Annotated in this window: 18 protein-coding genes, 4 tRNA genes, 1 pseudogene and 1 riboswitch; of the genes and pseudogenes, 5 read left to right on the top strand and 18 right to left on the bottom strand. The window is 65.5% G+C overall.

Features of this window, described 5'->3' with window-relative positions; genetic code table 11:
- The 4 genes from msrB to A5785_RS19710 form a co-directional block, all read right to left on the bottom strand.
- The gene (msrB, locus tag A5785_RS19695; protein WP_064862988.1) at positions 1-447 is read right to left on the bottom strand and encodes a peptide-methionine (R)-S-oxide reductase MsrB; all 447 of its coding nucleotides are present in this window, start codon (positions 445-447) and stop codon (positions 1-3) included.
- A 43-nt stretch (positions 448-490) separates the two neighbouring features.
- Entirely contained in the window at positions 491-1762 is a 1272-nt protein-coding gene (locus A5785_RS19700; RefSeq protein WP_064868542.1) for a glycosyltransferase family 87 protein, read from the bottom strand.
- Positions 1763-1851: 89 nt separating this feature from the next.
- Positions 1852-3465: an alpha/beta hydrolase gene (locus A5785_RS19705; RefSeq protein ID WP_231895056.1), complete on the bottom strand. Its 1614-nt coding sequence runs from the start codon at positions 3463-3465 to the stop codon at positions 1852-1854.
- 14 nt (positions 3466-3479) lie between these two features.
- Positions 3480-4232, bottom strand: a complete 753-nt coding sequence (locus A5785_RS19710) for a pyrimidine reductase family protein (protein ID WP_064868545.1) — start codon at positions 4230-4232, stop codon at positions 3480-3482.
- Between the two features lie 35 nt (positions 4233-4267).
- Between A5785_RS19710 and zapE the strand changes: the two genes are divergently transcribed.
- On the top strand, positions 4268-5284 hold the full coding sequence (zapE, locus tag A5785_RS19715; protein ID WP_005201904.1) for a cell division protein ZapE: 1017 nt from the start codon (positions 4268-4270) through the stop codon (positions 5282-5284).
- Between the two features lie 168 nt (positions 5285-5452).
- A pseudogene (locus tag A5785_RS19720) lies at positions 5453-6429 on the top strand (alpha/beta hydrolase).
- Positions 6430-6450: 21 nt separating this feature from the next.
- On the opposite strand, the gene A5785_RS19725 reads toward A5785_RS19720, so the two are convergent.
- The 11 genes from A5785_RS19725 to A5785_RS19775 all read right to left on the bottom strand — a co-directional run bounded on the left by A5785_RS19725 (position 6451) and on the right by A5785_RS19775 (position 14400).
- Positions 6451-6993 carry a GNAT family N-acetyltransferase gene (locus tag A5785_RS19725; protein WP_064868588.1) on the bottom strand — a complete coding sequence of 181 codons (543 nt, stop codon included), beginning with the start codon at positions 6991-6993 and terminating at the stop codon, positions 6451-6453.
- A gap of 245 nt (positions 6994-7238) precedes the next feature.
- The gene (locus A5785_RS19730) at positions 7239-7448 is read right to left on the bottom strand and encodes a hypothetical protein (protein ID WP_049697224.1); all 210 of its coding nucleotides are present in this window, start codon (positions 7446-7448) and stop codon (positions 7239-7241) included.
- A 23-nt stretch (positions 7449-7471) separates the two neighbouring features.
- Complete coding sequence (locus tag A5785_RS19735) at positions 7472-8245, bottom strand: 3-oxoacyl-ACP reductase (protein WP_005201908.1); 774 nt, start codon at positions 8243-8245, stop codon at positions 7472-7474.
- Positions 8239-8335, bottom strand: a riboswitch (TPP riboswitch). Its footprint overlaps the gene before it by 7 nt.
- 346 nt (positions 8336-8681) lie before the next feature.
- On the bottom strand, positions 8682-9089 hold the full coding sequence (locus A5785_RS19740) for a hypothetical protein (RefSeq protein ID WP_064868548.1): 408 nt from the start codon (positions 9087-9089) through the stop codon (positions 8682-8684).
- Position 9090: 1 nt separating this feature from the next.
- Positions 9091-9522 (bottom strand): hypothetical protein, encoded by a 432-nt coding sequence (locus A5785_RS19745; RefSeq protein WP_064868551.1) that lies wholly within the window; start codon positions 9520-9522, stop codon positions 9091-9093.
- A 434-nt stretch (positions 9523-9956) separates the two neighbouring features.
- Positions 9957-10166, bottom strand: coding sequence for a hypothetical protein (locus A5785_RS19750; protein WP_064868554.1), 210 nt, complete (start codon positions 10164-10166; stop codon positions 9957-9959).
- Positions 10163-11221, bottom strand: a complete 1059-nt coding sequence (locus A5785_RS19755) for a hypothetical protein (protein WP_156528158.1) — start codon at positions 11219-11221, stop codon at positions 10163-10165. Before A5785_RS19755 ends, A5785_RS19750 begins: the two co-directional genes overlap by 4 nt.
- 6 nt (positions 11222-11227) lie before the next feature.
- Positions 11228-11464 (bottom strand): hypothetical protein, encoded by a 237-nt coding sequence (locus A5785_RS19760; RefSeq protein WP_064868560.1) that lies wholly within the window; start codon positions 11462-11464, stop codon positions 11228-11230.
- A gap of 289 nt (positions 11465-11753) precedes the next feature.
- On the bottom strand, positions 11754-13070 hold the full coding sequence (locus tag A5785_RS19765; RefSeq protein WP_064868563.1) for a DUF3631 domain-containing protein: 1317 nt from the start codon (positions 13068-13070) through the stop codon (positions 11754-11756).
- Entirely contained in the window at positions 13070-14080 is a 1011-nt protein-coding gene (locus A5785_RS19770) for a bifunctional DNA primase/polymerase (RefSeq protein ID WP_064868566.1), read from the bottom strand. The genes A5785_RS19765 and A5785_RS19770 overlap by 1 nt, the downstream gene beginning before the upstream one ends.
- Before the next feature lie 74 nt (positions 14081-14154).
- Complete coding sequence (locus tag A5785_RS19775; RefSeq protein ID WP_082946624.1) at positions 14155-14400, bottom strand: helix-turn-helix transcriptional regulator; 246 nt, start codon at positions 14398-14400, stop codon at positions 14155-14157.
- 290 nt (positions 14401-14690) lie between these two features.
- On the opposite strand from A5785_RS19775, the gene A5785_RS19780 reads away from it, so the two are divergent.
- Entirely contained in the window at positions 14691-16037 is a 1347-nt protein-coding gene (locus A5785_RS19780; RefSeq protein ID WP_082946625.1) for a tyrosine-type recombinase/integrase, read from the top strand.
- 141 nt (positions 16038-16178) lie between these two features.
- Here the strand turns inward: A5785_RS19780 and A5785_RS19785 are convergent.
- From A5785_RS19785 to A5785_RS19795, 3 genes are all read right to left on the bottom strand, one after another.
- Positions 16179-16253: transfer RNA gene (locus A5785_RS19785), tRNA-Val, on the bottom strand.
- A 19-nt stretch (positions 16254-16272) separates the two neighbouring features.
- A tRNA-Cys gene (locus A5785_RS19790) sits at positions 16273-16346 on the bottom strand.
- 22 nt (positions 16347-16368) lie between these two features.
- Positions 16369-16441, bottom strand: a tRNA-Gly gene (locus tag A5785_RS19795).
- 234 nt (positions 16442-16675) lie between these two features.
- Here A5785_RS19795 and A5785_RS19800 point away from each other — a divergent pair.
- Together A5785_RS19800 and A5785_RS19805 are read left to right on the top strand one after the other, a co-directional pair.
- A tRNA-Val gene (locus A5785_RS19800) sits at positions 16676-16750 on the top strand.
- A 72-nt stretch (positions 16751-16822) separates the two neighbouring features.
- Positions 16823-17287: a hypothetical protein gene (locus A5785_RS19805; protein WP_156528161.1), complete on the top strand. Its 465-nt coding sequence runs from the start codon at positions 16823-16825 to the stop codon at positions 17285-17287.
- The last annotated feature ends 61 nt before the right edge of the window (positions 17288-17348 follow it).

Consider the following 17348-nt stretch of genomic DNA (forward strand, 5'->3'; position numbering starts at 1 on the left):
TCAGCTCTCGTCCGGCTCCAACGTCATGCTGATCGAGTTGATGCAGTACCGCAGGTCGGTCGGGGTGTCGTAGCCCTCGCCGGCGAAGACGTGGCCCAGGTGCGAGCCGCAGGTGGCGCACAGAACCTCGGTGCGTCGCATCCCCATCGAGTCGTCGGATCGTTCGATGATCGCGTCGCCCGCCAACGGTGAGAAGAACGACGGCCATCCGCAGTGCGAATCGAATTTCTGGTCGCTGCGGAACAATTCGGCACCGCACGCTCGACACCGGTACACGCCGGTGGTCTTGGTGTCGGTGTACTCGCCGACGAACGGCGCTTCGGTGCCCGCCTGCCGCAGCACGCGGAATTCCTGCGGGGTGAGGCGTTCACGCCACTGCTCGTCGGTGAGGTTCGACAGTTGTTCGGGGCTCTCGGAAGTCGACTTTCCAGAAGTCTCAGATGTCATGACTCAACGGTACGAGTGTCGCATTGGCCGTGCCACTGGCCCGTTATCGAGGCTGGCTGACGGTCCGGTCAGCCGCGGTGTCTGTGGACGACGGTGCCTCGGCGGCCGGAACCTCCGGTTGCCGCTGGAGCGAACCCTCACCCTGTCCCCGCACGTCGAGATAACGGAACAGCAGTGAGCAGAACACGGCAATCATCAACAGCGACCAGCCGTAGGTGACCTTGTTGTACTCCAGCATCCAGCCGAAGGCCGTCCATTCGCGGGAGTAGAACGAGTCGAAAGTCATGCAGCCGTATATCCCGAGCCATGCCGGCCAGTTGCGGATGGTTGAGCCCGGGATCAGGACGGTCATGATCAACGGGAACAGCAGCATCGAGTAGTAGCCCTGCCCGAGCGCGCCCACGAGGAACGTGGTGGTCAGCAGCACACCCGACGAGGTGGTCAGCCATAGCAGTTCATTGGTCGTGCGGTAGTAGCGGTACAGGAACCACAGCGAGAACACGGCCATCAGAACGAACGCGATGCGCAGAACGAGCACCAGCCACGGTGCGACACCGAAGTAGGCGCCGTTGCCCGCGATCGAGCTGTTGTAGTAGTCGCGTGCCTCGCCGAGATAGGGGAGTGTTCGGTCGATGAAGGCTTTCGGGTCCGCCGACAGCGGCCACGCGATGACCATGAGGATTAGCGGGACGGCTATTCCGGTGACCAGGATGCGCCACTGACGGTTGAGCAGCGGGAGCAGCAGGAGGGGGGCGAGCACCGGCTTGACGGCGATGGTCAGCCCGATCGGTACACCGGCCCACCAATCCTGACGCTTCATCATCAGGAGCATGAATGCGGACATGCCAAGCAGCACAAAGGCATTGAAGTTCGTGAAGATCAGAGTGTGGGCCGTCGACTCTGTCAAGAAGAAGAAGAACAGGATGGTCGGCAAGACCCACGACTTGAGTGAGTAGCCAAAGAGCTTGGTGAGAAGAAGCGCCGAGATCACCAACGCAAGCACACTGACCCCGATGAAGGTCCAGCGCGCGGTCTGCGGATCCAGCACCGAGATCGGTGCCATCAACAACGTCCCGGATGGCGGATACAGATAATGCGGGTCGACGGTGTTGAGATTCTCGTTGTAGACCGGCTGGTTGTTCATGAACCGCAACGCGGCCTGGTAGACGGGCGTGAAGTCGTCGGTCCGGTCGCCGTTGATCGCGAGAATCACCGACCGGTGGATCGCCGTCATGATCGTGAGCGGCCACAGCACCAGCGGGATGATCCGCTGCACCGTCATCTGCGGGTAGAGAATCCTGTCGAGAGAGGCCACCCGCGAACCGTACTACGAGTGGCGTCCGACACGGCGTCGGCCCCGCCGTGCCGGCGTAGGAATCCTGCGACGCGTTTTGCAGGACTAGGTCAGGTCGGACAACCGCGTTCCGACGGCCCGCTCAGCGGTGCCTGCTCGATGTAGTCGGAGACCGCGTCGGCAGCGCAGTCACTGCGGGCGAGCACCGAGTAGCCCAGGCCCTCCCACGTCACGCTGACCGAGTCTGCGCCCGCCTTTGTCAGCACCGTGTTGACGGTCGAGATGCCGTTGCCGCCGTTGATCGAATCGCCGGTGCCGTTGAGCAGCAGCGGTGGGACAGGGTACGAGTTCGGCGGATTGACCGTGGGTGTCGACGCCCAGCCGAGGCACCTACCGAGCGAGAGTGCCGAGTTGTTTCCGGTGAGCGGATTCTGCTTGCTCCAGGTCGTTGCAAGGCCGGGGATCTCGTTCTGGCCGATCGGTCCGGACACGTCGTTGCACGCGGCGACGAGCTGTCCGTCCGACTCACGCAGCGACGCCGCATCGTCGGCGAGTCCGGAGAGGGCACGGGTGTCTCCGCGGTCGGCGGCGGCGATGGCCGATGCCACCGAGTTGATTCCGTCGGGACTGTTGGGCGCGAGTGCGAGTGCCGTGGTGATCGCGGTCAGCGCATCGGTGTCCGACATGCCGCCCAGCTGACCGTCGCGCCCCTTGTCGAGCACGCTCTGCATCGTCTGGGTTCCGTTGGCCCCGAACGCGCACGACGGCAGAGAGGAACAGCGCTGGGCGAAGGTTCGCAGTGCGGCCTGGACTCCGGTCGCTTCGTTGGCGCCGGTGTCACGGGCATTCGCGCCGAAGGGCGTCGGTGTGTCGAGGATGATGCGCCCGGTCCGACCGCCGTACTGGGCGGTGTACGCGATGACCACGTCTGACCCCTCGCCCACGCCGATCAGCCCGAGCCTGTCGACTCCCCACCGCTCACGCAGCGATTCCAGATCGGACGCCGCGTAGGAGATGCCGAAATGCAGTTGGTTCGGAGAAAGTGTTTCGGTGCAGCCGTCCGAGGCGGTCGACGCCGCGGCGGACAGCCGTGTGAGCCGCGCAGATGTGTCCGACGACCCACCACCGAGGCCGTTGTTGCGGATCGTCGAGCGTTCGTCGCGCGTCAGGCAGTCGAGTGCGCCGCTGCGTTCGATCCCGCGCCTGTCGACTGCGACCACCGGATTGCTCGTGAGGAGTTTCTTGCCCGCGCCGCCCGCGAGGAGCAGCAGTGTGCGCGACGAAGGAAGGTCGGAGCCCGAGGTCAGCACCAGAGGCGCAGCGTCGGCGGGGGTATCGGCCACCCGGGCCCGGGTCAACGCGACGTCGACGGTGTCTCCGGGGCGATCGGGGTCGATGGGGGAGGGCAGAGTGGCGCACTCGATGGTCACGCCGCTCGGCGCCGTCGTCGAGTAGTCCCGTGCGACCCGGCTACCGCACTCGCGCCAGTCGAGTTCGTTGCGCGGCTTCTGCAGTGCGGGGATCTGTGGTGCGGCACTCGATGACGCCGGAGACTGGTTGCCGCCGCCGTCGCCCGCGGGTACGAGTCCTGGTCCGGTGTCGGGGCCGACTGCGCACGACGACACGACGAGCGCCGCGACGAGAGCGCAGGTGGCGCCGATGACGACGGTCCAGGGGTGACGGGGTCGCCGGGGTTGTCCGTGTCGGCCTCGCGCAGATCGCATGTGGGCGAGCGTAGTCAACGGCTCCACCGGCTGAAGACATAGCCGTCGGTGTCGGTGAGGAGGTGCACGAGCCGCAGATGGTGCAGCGTCGCGGCGTCGCGATCGCTGTGTGAGATACGTGGGGCGTCGCCGGATACCAGGTTGGGGCTGACAGTGAGACACAGTTCGTCGACGAGATCGGCGTCGACGAACGAACCGAGCAAGCTGGGGCCGCCCTCGCACAGAATGCGTGGGCTGCCGGTCGCCGTGAGGTAGTCGGTCACCTGGTGGAGATCGAGGGCGTCGTCACCGCAATCGACGACAGTCGCACCCGCGTCGGCCAGGCGAGCGCGACGGGTGGCGTCGGCCTGGGATGTGGTGATGACGACGGTGGCGGGGTCGCTCAGCAGCGCGAAGTCGGGGTCGACCGTCAGCGACCGGGTGATCAGGGCGAGCCGAGGAGCGGGCGTCTGGCCCGCGGCCGATCGGCGCGCGGCGAACGAAGCGTCGGGTTGTGGTTGGCCGTAGCCCTCGTCGATCGCTGTTCTGGCGCCCACGAGGACGACGTCGCACAATCCACGAAGGACCCGGAAGACGGCTTTGTCGCCCGCGCCACCGAGCCCCCCGGACTTGTCCTGAAACGACGCCGCGCCGTCGAGCGTGGAGATCATGTTGGCTCTGAGCCACGGGCGGTCGAGGTCGGTGGGATAGGCGTACAGATCGGCGATCCCGTCGACGTCGTCGTCGGGAGATAATGTGACCTGGGTCGCTTTCTGCAGGTAGAGCATCTCGTCCCTCCGATGGTTATCGCTAGGCTCCCGGTATGGTGGCCAGTCTTGTCGACCGCAATCCGGTCGTGTCTCCCGACGCTCTTATCGATGAGATGGTGCCGCCACCGACCTTTGACGAGGTCAGCTTCGACACCTACATCCCCGACCCGAACGAGCCTACGCAGTCGCAGGCCGTCGACGCCGCTCGCGACTTCGTGACGCGCGCACGCAAGGTCAGGGGCGGTAAGAAGGGACTGTTCTCCCGCAACAAGCAACAGCAGGGCGTCGGGCTCTACCTCGACGGCGGGTTCGGCGTCGGCAAGACGCACCTGTTGGCGTCGATCTACCACGCGATGCCAGAACCCAAGTCGTTCGCGACGTTCGTCGAGGTGACGCACCTCGTGGGCGCGCTCGGATTCATGCAGGCCGTCGAGCGGTTGTCCGACCACTCGGTGCTCTGCATCGACGAGTTCGAACTCGACGACCCCGGCGACACCATGCTGATCTCGCGACTGCTCGCCGAACTCACCGCGCAGGGTGTGTCGATCGCCGCGACGTCGAACACGCTGCCCGGGCAACTCGGTGAGGGGCGCTTCGCAGCACAGGACTTCCTGCGGGAGATCCGCAAGCTCGCATCCGTCTTCGACACCATCCGCGTCGACGGACCCGACTACCGCCATCGCGACCTACCGCCTGCACCCGACCCGCGCAGCGACGCCGACCTCGTCGCTCTCGTAGAGTCGACGCCCGGCGCGACCCTCGACGATTTCGACGCACTCTGCGAGCACCTGAGTACGCTGCATCCGTCGAAGTACAAAGCGCTGGTCGACGGTGTGTCCCTTGTCGGTATCCGTGACGTGCATCCGGCCAAGGATCAATCGGTGGCGCTGCGCCTGGTCGTTCTCGCCGACCGGCTCTACGACGCCGACATCCCCGTGACGGTGTCGGGTGGGAAGCTCGACGAGATCTTCACCGACGAGATGCTTGCCGGCGGGTACCGCAAGAAGTATCTCCGTGCGACGTCGCGACTTCTCGCGCTGTCGCGGTCGTCGGAAACGGCGATCGGCTAGCGCCGACTGTCAGCCGAATTCCAGTGTTCGAGTGTTCACTGAAGTCAGTCGTGCTTTACTTACTCCTCAGTAGTGTAGTCGGTGTCGGGGGACGGGAATCTGCGCTCATGAGCGGGGTGCGTCGGCGTCTCGTATGACTCGACCCTGGGGGTAATTGTGCGGATTGTGATGACGGCGGCTGCTGCGTTGGTCGCGGCACTCTTTGTGGGAGTGGCGATTTCGGCTCCGGCCTCTGCGGAACCCCTAAGCTCGACCGACGCGTCACGCATTGAAGCGGTGAGCATGGCGAGCGCCACGCGCGCTCAGGTGACGACGTACTCCGCAGCGATGAAGAGGCGGATCACGGTCAGCGTCCTGTTGCCTCGGGATCGGTCGACGCCGCGTCCGACCCTTTATCTTCTCGACGGGATCGACGGCGGTGTCTACACCAACTACACCGAGAGTGGCTGGACCTATCAGACAGACATCGAAAAGTTCATGGCCGACAAGCAGGTCAATGTGGTGCTCCCGATCGGAGGCACGGGCTCGTATTACACCGATTGGCGGTCGAACGACCCCATCCTCAAGAACAACCGGTGGGAGACATTCCTGACCAAAGAACTCCCGCCGCTGATCGCGAAGCGCTTCGACACCAACGGTGTGAACGCGATCGGTGGGCTGTCGATGGGCGCACTCGGCGCGATGTCGATCGCGGTTCGCAACCCCGAGATGTATTCGGGCGTCGCGGCATTCAGCGGATGCCTCGATCAGGGGACGCCGGATTTCCGTCGCGCGACAGCGGCGACGGTACAGACGCGCGGCGGCAACCCGGACAACATGTGGGGACCGATCACCGACCCGCTGTGGACCGAACACGACCCGCAGAACACATCGCAGCACTGCGCGGAAAGCCGATCTATGTCGCTGTGGGCGACGGACTTCCTGACCTCTCGCTGGGCCTCGCTGGGATCGCCTCGCCGGTCGGTGGCGCACTCGAGCGTGCCGCGCTCGAGTGCACGACGGCATTCAAGCAGAAGGCCGATCAGGCGGGCGTGAAGATCACCTACAACTTCCGGCAGGGTCTGCACTCCTGGGGCTACTGGAACCAGGATCTGCACCGCGAATGGCCGACCATCGCGAAGGCACTCGACGTTCCCGTGCGCTGACTAGGTCCCGGCGCGCTCAGTCTAAAGGCGTCGGGTCAGGATGAAGTCGTGCTCGATGCTGCCGTTGAGGTCGAACGTCTTGACCCCGGCACGCTCGAATCCCATCTTCGTGTAAAAGCGTTGCGCGCGAACGTTTTCCTGGTTGACGCCGAGCCAGACGAGCACGCTGCCGCGATCACGGGCGGTCTCGATCGCGGCGCGCATCAGCAACTGTGCAGGCGGCTCGGTGCGACCGCGTGAGTGATGGTCGGGGAGTACGTACATCTTCGACAGCTCGGACGACGGTGTCTCGACGACCACCGCTGCGACGTCGGGGTCGGTCGATGGCCGGTGGTGCACGAGCGAATAGCCCACCGTCGTGCCGTCGGATGTGCGTGCGATCAACACGTCGCTCTCGTCGCTGGCGATGTAGGCAGCAAAGTTCGCTTCGGCCAGGTTGGTCGTGATGAACTCGGCGATGTCGTCGGGCGACGAGTGCGGCGGACAGGCCAGGGGGAAGGTTGCGGCAGCTACCTCGGCGACGACGCCTGCGAGTGAGGGGTCGACCACGACGTCGACGGCCACGGCGCTCTGGGAATGCTGTTCGGGTGCAGCATCGCCGGCCACCTGGCTGGTCGGATGTGGTGGCACAGGCGGCGCTACTTCTTTCCGCAGGTGCAGTTGGCGCCGCACGAGCACTCGGGCCCGCAGGTGCAGTCGGGGTTGTCGCAGCCGGGTGTCATATCAGCAGTCATGCATACGATTCTACGACCGCGCCGAGGGCGTCGGAAGGCGATCGGCGGGCTCAGATGCACGACGAAGCTCCGGATTCACCCCAGAGAGAGTCGCCACGAGCCCGCGTAGATCTCGCGGAGTTCGGTCACCTCGTATGGCATCGCGCCCTGGCCCTCGGTGGTGATGGCGTTGACGATGAGCATGCCGTCGGTGATCTCCCACTTGTACTGGTCCCCGTCGAATGCGGCCTCGCGACCTGATGAGTCGACGACGGTGAAGCTGCCCGGGCGGTAGTCGATGTTCATGTTCGCAGTATGCCTGCCGGTGTTCAGTCCTTGACGAGGCCGCCGTCGACGACGAGGTTCTGTCCGGTGACCGCCCGCGACCACGGTGAGAGGAAAAACATTGTGGCGTCGGCGAATTCCTCTGGTGTGGTGACCGACCGCAGGGGAGTGGACGCGGCGATGGCGTCGAAGATCTCAGGGGGTGTCGCTGCGCTCGCGTCTGTGGTGCGCAGGAGTCCGCCGGAGACCATGTTGACGGTGATGTTGTCCGGGCCGAGGTCGGCGGCCAGCGTGCGAGTCAGCGCCAGGAGTGCGGCCTTGGCGGCTGTGTAGTCGTGGTAGGGGACAACGGGATTCTGCACGAGGTTGGTGCCGATGTTGACAATGCGCCCTGTACCGGCTTCGCGCATGCCCGGAAGCGCCGCCTGTACGACTGTCAGTGCGCCACCGACGATTCCGCGAAACTGCGCGTCGAGTTCTGCGGTGCTGATGGTGTCGGCGGTTGAGCGGGCGTCGCCGTTGAACGAATAGTCGGGCAGGGCGTTGTTCACCACCGCCGAGATAGGCGCGCCGAAATAGGTTGTCGCAGTGTCGATCATCGTCTGAACCGCGTCGGGGTCGGTCACGTCGGCTTCGACGGCGAGTGCTCGGTCGCCGAACTCTGCTGCCAGCGCAACGGCCGCGTCGGCGCTGCGTCGATAGTTGACGACCACACGCGCACCCTCACGCGCCGCGGCGCGTGCGAGCGTTGCGCCCAGTCCGCGGCCCGCGCCGGTGATCAGAATGACGTGCTCGGAAAGAGGCAGCGCTGCAGGCATTTTCGGACCATCCCTTCGCCAGTGCTAACTGGAGCAGGTTCTGCGGGTCTGATCTCAGCCGACCTTGTGTCGGCACCCCGTGTCAGTCTGGCAATCAGACCGCACTCGGGTGGCGAACGCAAGCACCGCTTAGAGTTGCGTGGGATCCTCGGGGGCATTTTTGTACCCGTGGATCCCACACAACTGCGCCAAGGGGCCGGGGAACGAAAAGATCCCGCTGCGAACAGCGGGATCTGATGGTGCGCGATACTGGGATTGAACCAGTGACCTCTTCCGTGTCAGTTTTCGCATCTCGACGTTTGCGAGAAACCGGCACAAACCGGCGCCAACTCAGAAACACCGATTGAACTGCATATATGCCGTTGTGTCGAACCGTTGCCGGATCGCGAGAAACCGGGGTGAACCGGAGTGTGTGCGTGCACAGTGCGTGCACAGATCAGATGCCGCGTCGGGCCTCGTCCCATCGGCGAAACGATTGCATCGACCACGCGCCGGTCGGTGCGCCGTTGCTCCGCACGAGGTCGGCCAGGCCGTTGTCGGCCAGCCATGCACGGTAGGCCTCCGCGTGCGCCTCCTGCGCTAGCTTCGTGCGCCAGTGGGAATCGACAGCCAGCGTGCGCCCTACGGACCGCTCCCGGTCACCCTCGTCAACGCTGAGGCCGAATGCGAGCGAACAGTGCCTCTCGTCGGTCTCGTCCGGGCGCAACGGCACAACGGACAGCCACACACGCGCGAATGACGACGGACGCAGGTCGGCCGGTACGTCGGCGAACGTCAGTTCCTCCGGCGCCTTGGCTGCCGTCGAGGTCGACGACAGCCGTGGTCCCGTGCTCTTGCGCACCACGTCACTGCCTCCGCTTCCGGGGCGTGCGTGCGGGCTTACGCACCGCTGCCGGGGTGTCGTCGGTTCCGGTGCGGTTGTACTGGCCGCGTGTGGCGAACGGTGCGACGCCGCCACGGTTGGCCGGTTGGTCCGACGCGGCGTCCTCGATGCGCTTGTCGAGGAGGACGGTCAGCTTCGCGGCTAGTTCGACCTCTCCGCGCAACGCGGGTAGGCCGGGGTGCGGTTTGCTCGTGCCGCGTTCGGTGGTCAGCATCGGGCCGTCGGCGTCGATCTGGGCCTCGATCCGCGCGGCCAGGTCGGTGGCCTTCGCCAGGCGTTCGAGCAGCGCGAGGTCGGTCACGTCGAGTTCTAGACCCTCGTCGGCTGCCCACGTCGTGTAGAACGCGCGTATGGCGTCGCCGGTAGCCCCGGCGGTCCGTTTCTTGGGTGGCATGTCGGTGTCTCCTGTCGCCCCGGTGGTGATGTCCGGGTGTGCTGCCAGGATACCGCCGGTGCACGTGAATCACGTTGTGTCGCAACTGGTTCGGTTGGCGTCAACCGTGCGAGGTCTACTCTCAGCCGTACTCTCAGCGCGCCACCGTGCCACGTAATGCGTTGCGCGGGTGTAGGTTTCGACCTCGACGACGCTGCGAACGGCCGTCAGCGTGGCTCTCAGTGGGTCTAAATGCCCTGGTCAGGACCGATTTCGAGTGCCTTTAACCTTTGGCCTCGTTCGTGAGGACAGTACGCGGCGGGGCCCTGCGTGCGCAGGCGGGGAGGGGTGACACCCCCGGTCATCTCATCCTGCCACCTGCGCCGGACACGACGACGGCCCCGGCCGCACGCAGTGTGCGATACCGGGGCCGTAATAGCCGCTGACGGGCTAGATCACGACGCAGGCGGCAAGTACCTGCCGAACCCGCGATCGTCGCCACGAGGCGCACGAGGCTTGTCCCCACTGGACCCCTGGTCGGCCACCGTGCCCTGTCCACGCGTTGCGCGCTCGTCGGTGGCCTCCTGCGCCGTGTGCGGCCGATCCCGCATGTCTCGATCGAGGTATCGACCGAAACCGCGGTCGTAGGTGTCCTCGTTCGTCATGCCGACACCTCATCGCTCACGACACCGCGCGGTGACAGCCGGTCGCCAGCATCAAGGCCAACGAACCACCTCAGCACCTCGTGAGCAGACCGGCCAGCCAACCACGACGGCGCGGACCCCTGCCAGCAATAGGACCCCCGGGTGCGCTCCTCAGCCTGAGGTGCGTTGGCGCGCTGCCGATCCGCCTCCGACAGCCACTCACCGCTGCGCATACGGGGAGGCGGCACCACGCACACCGACCCCTCCCTGCTCACGGTGAGACCCCTGTCGAGGGCAGCGGCAACCCACTGCCGCACAGCCTGCGCGCGCTCCCATCGCACGACGGCCGCGCGCCAGAGCCGCAATGCCGACAACGCGCCATCGTCGCCTCGGTCGACGAGGGCACCCGCGTCGGCGTCCACGTCGAGATTGGCCAGGGTCAATCGTTCGTGTGCCTGCACTGCGTCCGTGAGCGCCCCTTGTCCCTCCTCGATCACGAGAGCGTGGATGTCGTCGAGGGCACCGGTCACGGCCTCCTGCGCGTCGGACACCGCGCGGTCGTCGATCGCGCTACGCAGCCGCCTGCCGATCAATCGACGGTCCTCGACGACGCGCTCGTGGGTGTCCCACCGGATGACGGGGTCCAGCAGCGCGGGCACACGCTCCTTCTTCGTGGCAGCGGACCACGCCGCCGTCAGGTGCTCGTCGATCTGTGCATCGAGTGCGTCTCCGTGTGCCTCGTCGACCAGCGCGCGTTCCTCCTCGACAACGCGCGAGACGCAGCGCGTGCGTGCGGCCTCGATCCGGTCGAACCGCACGAGGTCAATCACGGCCTGCCCGATGTCCCCCTGGGCGGTGAGGTCGGGCACCGGCGGATGACTACCGACCGGCGGCGCAGGCTCCGGTGCAACCGACGTCGTCGAGGCCATCAGCCGATCCCCAGCCTGGGCCATGACGCGCTTGTTGTGCTCGGCGACCTCCTTGCGACCCGGTTGGCTCATCTCAGCGTTGGGCCGGACCCTCGTGGCCTCGTGTGCGTATGCCGCGTCACTCGGCGGCGTGTCCATGATGCTCATCGTTCCTCATCTCTCCCCGGCCGCGTGGCCGGTGGTCTGTGTGTTGCGTTCGTGCTCGGCGACCCGCGCCGCGTACTCCTCGTCGGAGTCCGACGGCCACCTGAACAACGGGTGCCAGGTAGTCCCCGGCATCGGGTCGGTCAGCATCCGATGCACGTACTCGTCGAACTGTCGGCGCCGTGCCTCGATCGCGCTCTCGCGTGCTTTCGATCGGGGTCCGGTGCCGCTCGTGGATGCGGTCATGCGCTCGTGTGCTCCCGTCCATTGGCTGAGACGGCGGTACCGGCGGTACTGCCGGTACTTCGCAGGTCAGAGGGGGTGAAATTGGTACCGGGTAGGTACCGGGTACCCGGTACCCGCGTCTTGCCGGTACCTACCCGATCGGGGTCGGGTACCGGGTCAGTACCGGTCGGGTACCGGGTAATTTCGCCAGCCCGGTACCACGCCAGCGGCGCTCTGACCAGCGGATACACCACGCGGGTACCGGGGGTACCGCTAGTACCGCCTCTGACGAGGACGGGCGCGGAGACGGTCACGACGCCGTCTCCTCGTCGTCGGGGTCGACACCGGGCACATCGCGGATGTCGTAGTCGAGTCTGAGCAGCGGCCGACGTCCGCTCCGGTCGATTCGGACAACGCTCGTCCGCTTCGGTTCGGGCACGCTGCGCGACTCCTCGTCGGGTGCGTCGCCGTCCTCGACGTAGCGCGCAAACGCATCGAACAGACCGCCATCGCCATACCGCCGGTAGCCGCGCACTTTCTTGCCGTCGACCTTGAATTGCTTCGGCTCGACATCGAACGGACGCAGCAACCGCGCCAGCACGGCCGGTTCGAGGTCACCCCGCGACGGAGGCCACGGCGACGCGTCCTTCATGTTTTTGATCGCAGTGATGAGCGTCGGGGTCGCGATGTCGTCGAGCTTGAACGTCGCCATAATCTCGTGAATCGCGGTCAGCATCTCGACCCCCAGCGACGGGCCGTCGGCTGACTTCGCGAACACGAACGCAGCGCACGCCTCACGGGCACGTGTGGGCCACTGCCCACCGACCGCGTCGGCCACAGCCACCAACGGCTCCCAGACCTCGGCTGGTCGATCCTCGACGCCGTCGGGCAGCACCGGGCGCGCGGTTGCCAGCGCATCGGTGACCGTCGACTCCGACCACACGCGCAGTGAGGCGCGCATCGACCCGGCCTCAGCCTCAGCGTCCCGACGCCGGTAACGCGCCAGCGGTTCGGTGGCCGCGATGCGTTTGCGCATCCGGAAGTGGATCGACCGTGACCGCACTGCGTCGGGGACGTTGGTCGTCAGCCCGGCCAGCGCCATCGGCGCGAACGCGGACAGTTCGACCACCTCGAAGTCGGCACCTTGACCGACACAACGCGGCACCTTCGCACCCCGCTTGTACCCGGCGTTGATCACGGCCGTGATGTCCTCGGTCCCTGCCGCTTTCGCATAGACCGTGTCGACCTCGTCGATCAGGATTGTTCGCTGTCCGGCGTCGATCGACCGGATCAACGCGGCCGGGGACGCAGAAAACGAATTGAGCGGCCAGCACACGAGGTGTTCGAGCAATTCGAGCACGCGACTCTTACCCGAACCGGGCACCGCACTGTCGAGGAACAGACGCGGCGTCGTGTCGAACGATTCGACCACCCACGAGTGCATCACCCACAGCGTCGCGGCCACGTAGCAGTGCTCACCGGGCAGCACACAATACCGGCGCAGGTAGACTTCGATCGCGTCAGCAACCTTGTGCATATCCTTGCGCGGCTTGCGCTTTCGCTCCTGCGGAGGCTTGCCCACAAGCTCCTCGGTCACCTTGCGTGCGACCTCGTCAGCGTCAGCCATCAGGCCACCCCCTCACGGTCAGCGAGGATGTGGGCCACCGCACCGGCCAGCGCATCGCGAATCTCGTACATGGCCTCCTCAGGCGTGCGGACACCGGGCAGACCGACGCGCTCACGCCGGGTCATCTCGTCGAGGAACTTCGCGGTGACCTTGCCGATAGCGACCTGGGCGCCGGGGTGGCCCTCGTCGGCCAGACGCAGACAGCGCCAGATCGCATCGCGCATCGTGTCGTGGGCGTGTTCACGCATCGTTCCCAGATCGCGGACCGCTGTGCGCATCGCGGCCGACGGCCGTCCGCTGCCGTGGCGATACAGCCACAGCGCAACCTCATCATTGGCCGGTCGGCCGACGCGTCCGCTCGTACGGCGACGTGACGCCGTCAGTGCAGCGACCGCGTCCGGCGGTAACTCAGCGATCGGCCGACGAGGCTCCTCGAACCGGTACAGGTCGCCGGTGTCCGGGTGAACCGAACCGGGTCCGACCAAGTAGCCCTGCCAGTGCGTGCGCACGGCGTCGATTCCGCTCCCCTCAGGCACCGACAGCCCCGACTCATGCGCGTAGTCGGGCAGTGAGAACACGAGGTGACGACCACCCTGACCGGTAACAATCGTCAGCGTGTCAGGCAGATCGACAGCAGCGGCGAACGCGGCGAACTTCTCCGGAATACCCGGCTTGTACGCGTCGTAGTCAATCACCCCCTGACCGGCCGACGGGCGCCAGCCGATGCCGCTCACACGAGGGTTATCGTCTGCCGCGCAAGCGATCTCGTCGAACCGGGGGTCATCGACCGACACGAAGTCGTAGAACCCACTGCCAGCGTTCGCCGGTTCCTTACCGGCCAGCGGCCCGACCGTTGCGCCGGGAATTGCATCGGCGATCTCGTGCGCCAGGCGTGCGAAGTGTCCGACCACCGACGTATTGTCGAGGTGGGCATCTCCTGCTCTGCGACTGGTGATCGCGGCGACGGCGCTCGGCTCCCCGGCCGGGCGCCGTTTCTTGTTGTAGGGCATTTCTCCACTTTCGTTGCGCGCGAATACGTTTCGCGCTACCGCCTCCCCGGCGATGTGTGGTGATCGTGCGAGAGTCAGGCAGCGATGTGCGATTCGATCCACACCTCGACGTCGAGGCGCCGGTAGCGGATGCGACGGCCGATCTGCACGTGGCGCGGTCCGCGTCCGGCCTGTCGCATATTGCGCAGCGTGAACGGGCTGAGTCCGGCGAGGTATGCGGCCTGTCGCTCGTCGAGCAGCACCGCCGGGTCAGCGGGCAGCGTGGGCAGGGGAGCGGCGTCGGCCGCGACGCGTGCTTCGGTGACGTCGATTGTGTTCATTGGTCCTCCTGGTTTGTTCCGGTGACACCATGAGAGCACACGGAATCGACACGAAACGCTCGAAACATGTTGGGGGACAATAGTTGTCACGGTTGCTCGTCAACTCGAAAACTACAGGGACCCGGCCCGGTTCGAGACACATAATCCGGTGACCAGCGACGACGCGAAAACCCGTGATCGTCAACCGTGACAACTATCAGCGCAGGTCAGCGCGATATTCCTCGCTGTGAACTACGTCACACTAGAGGTGTGCGTGCATCGGGAAGAGGTCAGCGGATACTCTGGACCGCATGAACGAACCTGCGCAGACCCGTACAACGCGCCGACGGCCTGGCAACGTCCGCGTGATTGATCAGCACTACACGAACTACCGGCGGCGGGTGAAACGGTCCTCCGGCTGGCATGTGGTCGACGGCGTCGAGGTACCCAAGCGCGCGCGGTGGGCTATCAAGTTCGTGGACCTCGACGGCCGGGAGCGCTCCGGCGGCACGTTCGAGATCAAAGCCGACGCGCAGGCAGAGGCGGACCGGCTCACGGCCGAACTACGCGACGGGTCGCACGTCGACCGTCGGAAGAGTCGCACCACCGTGCAGACCGTGGCCGATGCGTGGCTGAAGACTCTGGTGATCGACAAGAGCACCACGACGCAGAAGAACTACGCCTCGATCCTGAAGAACCACATCACGCCGGTGTGGGGGTCTCGTGAGTTGGGGTCGATCACGCACGGTGAGGTGACCGGGTGGGTTGCTGACCTCGTCGGGTCCGGGCTGTCGTCGGCCACCGTGCACAGGTGCTATGTGGTGCTGTCGTCGGTTCTCGATTACGCCGTGGCCGATGGTCGCTTGCGCGGTAACCCGGCCGCGAAGGTGAAGCTGCCCAAGGTCGACGGCATAGCCGATGTGTTCCTGTCGGCTGTCGAGGTCGACCGCTTGGCACGGGCCGCTGACTATCTCTACATGCTCCGCTCGAACCGCTCCCGCGGTGGCCGGGACCGTAAGGCAGAACTTGACCTCGAACGCGACGCCGACGGCGTGCCGATCATCCCGGCCGCTCCGGCATCACCCGACGGTCTGCTCCTCCGCTTCGCTGCGTACTCCGGTCTGCGCGTAGGGGAGTTGTCCGGCCTTCAGGTACGTGACCTCGATCTGACCAAAGGGATCATTCACGTACGCCGCGCCAATACAGAGGAGGCGGGCCACCTCGTGCCCGGTCTACCCAAAGGTGACAAGGTGCGCGACGTCGACCTGGCGCCGCACCTCGTCGCTGACCTCCGCGCGCACGTGCAGGGGAAGGCGGCGACCGACCCCGTGTTCGTTGGTGCCGCTGGCGCGCCGATCCGGCGGTCGAACCTGAACAAACGGGTGATCATCCCGGCGGCTGATCTGGCCGGGCTGTCGAGTGAGGATCGCGTGATCACCGTGCACGCGCTCCGGCACACGTTTGCCAGCCTGTGCGCGTCGGCCGGTGTGCGGATCGAGATTGTCAGCCGATGGATGGGGCACGCGTCGGTGGCGATCACGCAGCGCGTGTACGTGGGTCTCTTCCGTGAGGACCTGTCGGCGTCCGCTGGCCTCCTGTCGGCGGTCGCGACGTCGGTCACGCCGTCGGCTCCGGCGCTGCGCGTCGTGGGGGAATAGTGCGTGCAGGTGCGTGCACAACGCTGCCAGTTCGTCCCGGTATTACAACCTTGTGCGTGCATTGTGCGTGCACAGCGGACCCGGATAGCAGAAACGCGGCTCCCGAATGTCTCGGAAACCGCGTCTGAACTGGCCTAACTATGGTGCGCGATACTGGGATTGAACCAGTGACCTCTTCCGTGTCAGGGAAGCGCTCTCCCGCTGAGCTAATCGCGCGGGTATGAAATTGGTGGTTTGGAGGTGGCGACGGGAATCGAACCCGTGTACACGGCTTTGCAGGCCGTTGCCTCACCACTCGGCCACACCACCAGATGCGAGTCGACTCGCGCCGAGCGGATGACGGGATTCGAACCCGCGACCCTCACCTTGGCAAGGTGATGCGCTACCAGCTGCGCTACATCCGCATGCTTCGCGAGCAGATCTTGTGGACCATTTGTTGCTCGCGATGCGATGCAGAACATTATCCGACCGACACGCTTCTAACAAATCGCCTGGTCAGAGCCTCGGAAAGTGGGAAGTGTGCAGGCGGAGAGTGTCGCGATGGCACCAAGACGCACCCTTGGGCCGCGATTTGGGTTCCCGGCGTCGATCCGTGTAGTCTTTGCCCTCGTGCACCGACGCCTTTGCGCGTCGCGCGCGGTCCCGTGGCTCAGTGGAAGAGCGTCCCGTTCACACCGGGAAGGTCGCTGGTTCGATCCCAGCCGGGACCACCAGGTCAGAGCGTTATTGCTGGCCAGCGTGCCCTAACCGTGCACCAACGGGTCTGATTCGCTTGGGAGTGGCCGGTGTCTGACGACCACGAAGTCGAGATTCATAAGCGCGGATCGACGCCGTATCACGAGCTGCCAGATGTGATGCAGCTTCATCGGGCCATCGGCGGTTACGTGACGGTTTTCTCGGAGTTGATATCGACATTGCGGACCGCCATTCATGCCTTTCTTGCTCCAGTCGACAAGCCGATAGTTATGGGTGATGACCGGCTCGACATCCTGCTCGCGACCATGACAGCGAAGCCGATGAGCGACGCGTTCTTCGGGTTGGCGATGCACGTCGCGTCGCTCGACGCTGATGAGCAGCGAATACTTAACGCGCTTCGCCGGGACGTCGCCGATCAGGTGGCTTTCCGCAACGACTTGCTGCATTCCGAATGGTCGGTCGGGTGGGTGGACAATGAGACCGGTGAGCCGGTGGCGGCATCCGCACTCAGGATCAAGACTGTTGAGAAGGTGCCTAGCCTCGAAGTTTCGTGAGGTGGCGGTCGGTCGTTGAGTGGTCCGGATGGTGTGGTCTGAGGACCGGATTCCGGACCGG

It is taken from the genome of Gordonia sp. 852002-50395_SCH5434458 (assembly GCF_001665905.1).
Classification (GTDB): Bacteria; Actinomycetota; Actinomycetes; order Mycobacteriales; family Mycobacteriaceae; genus Gordonia; species Gordonia jacobaea.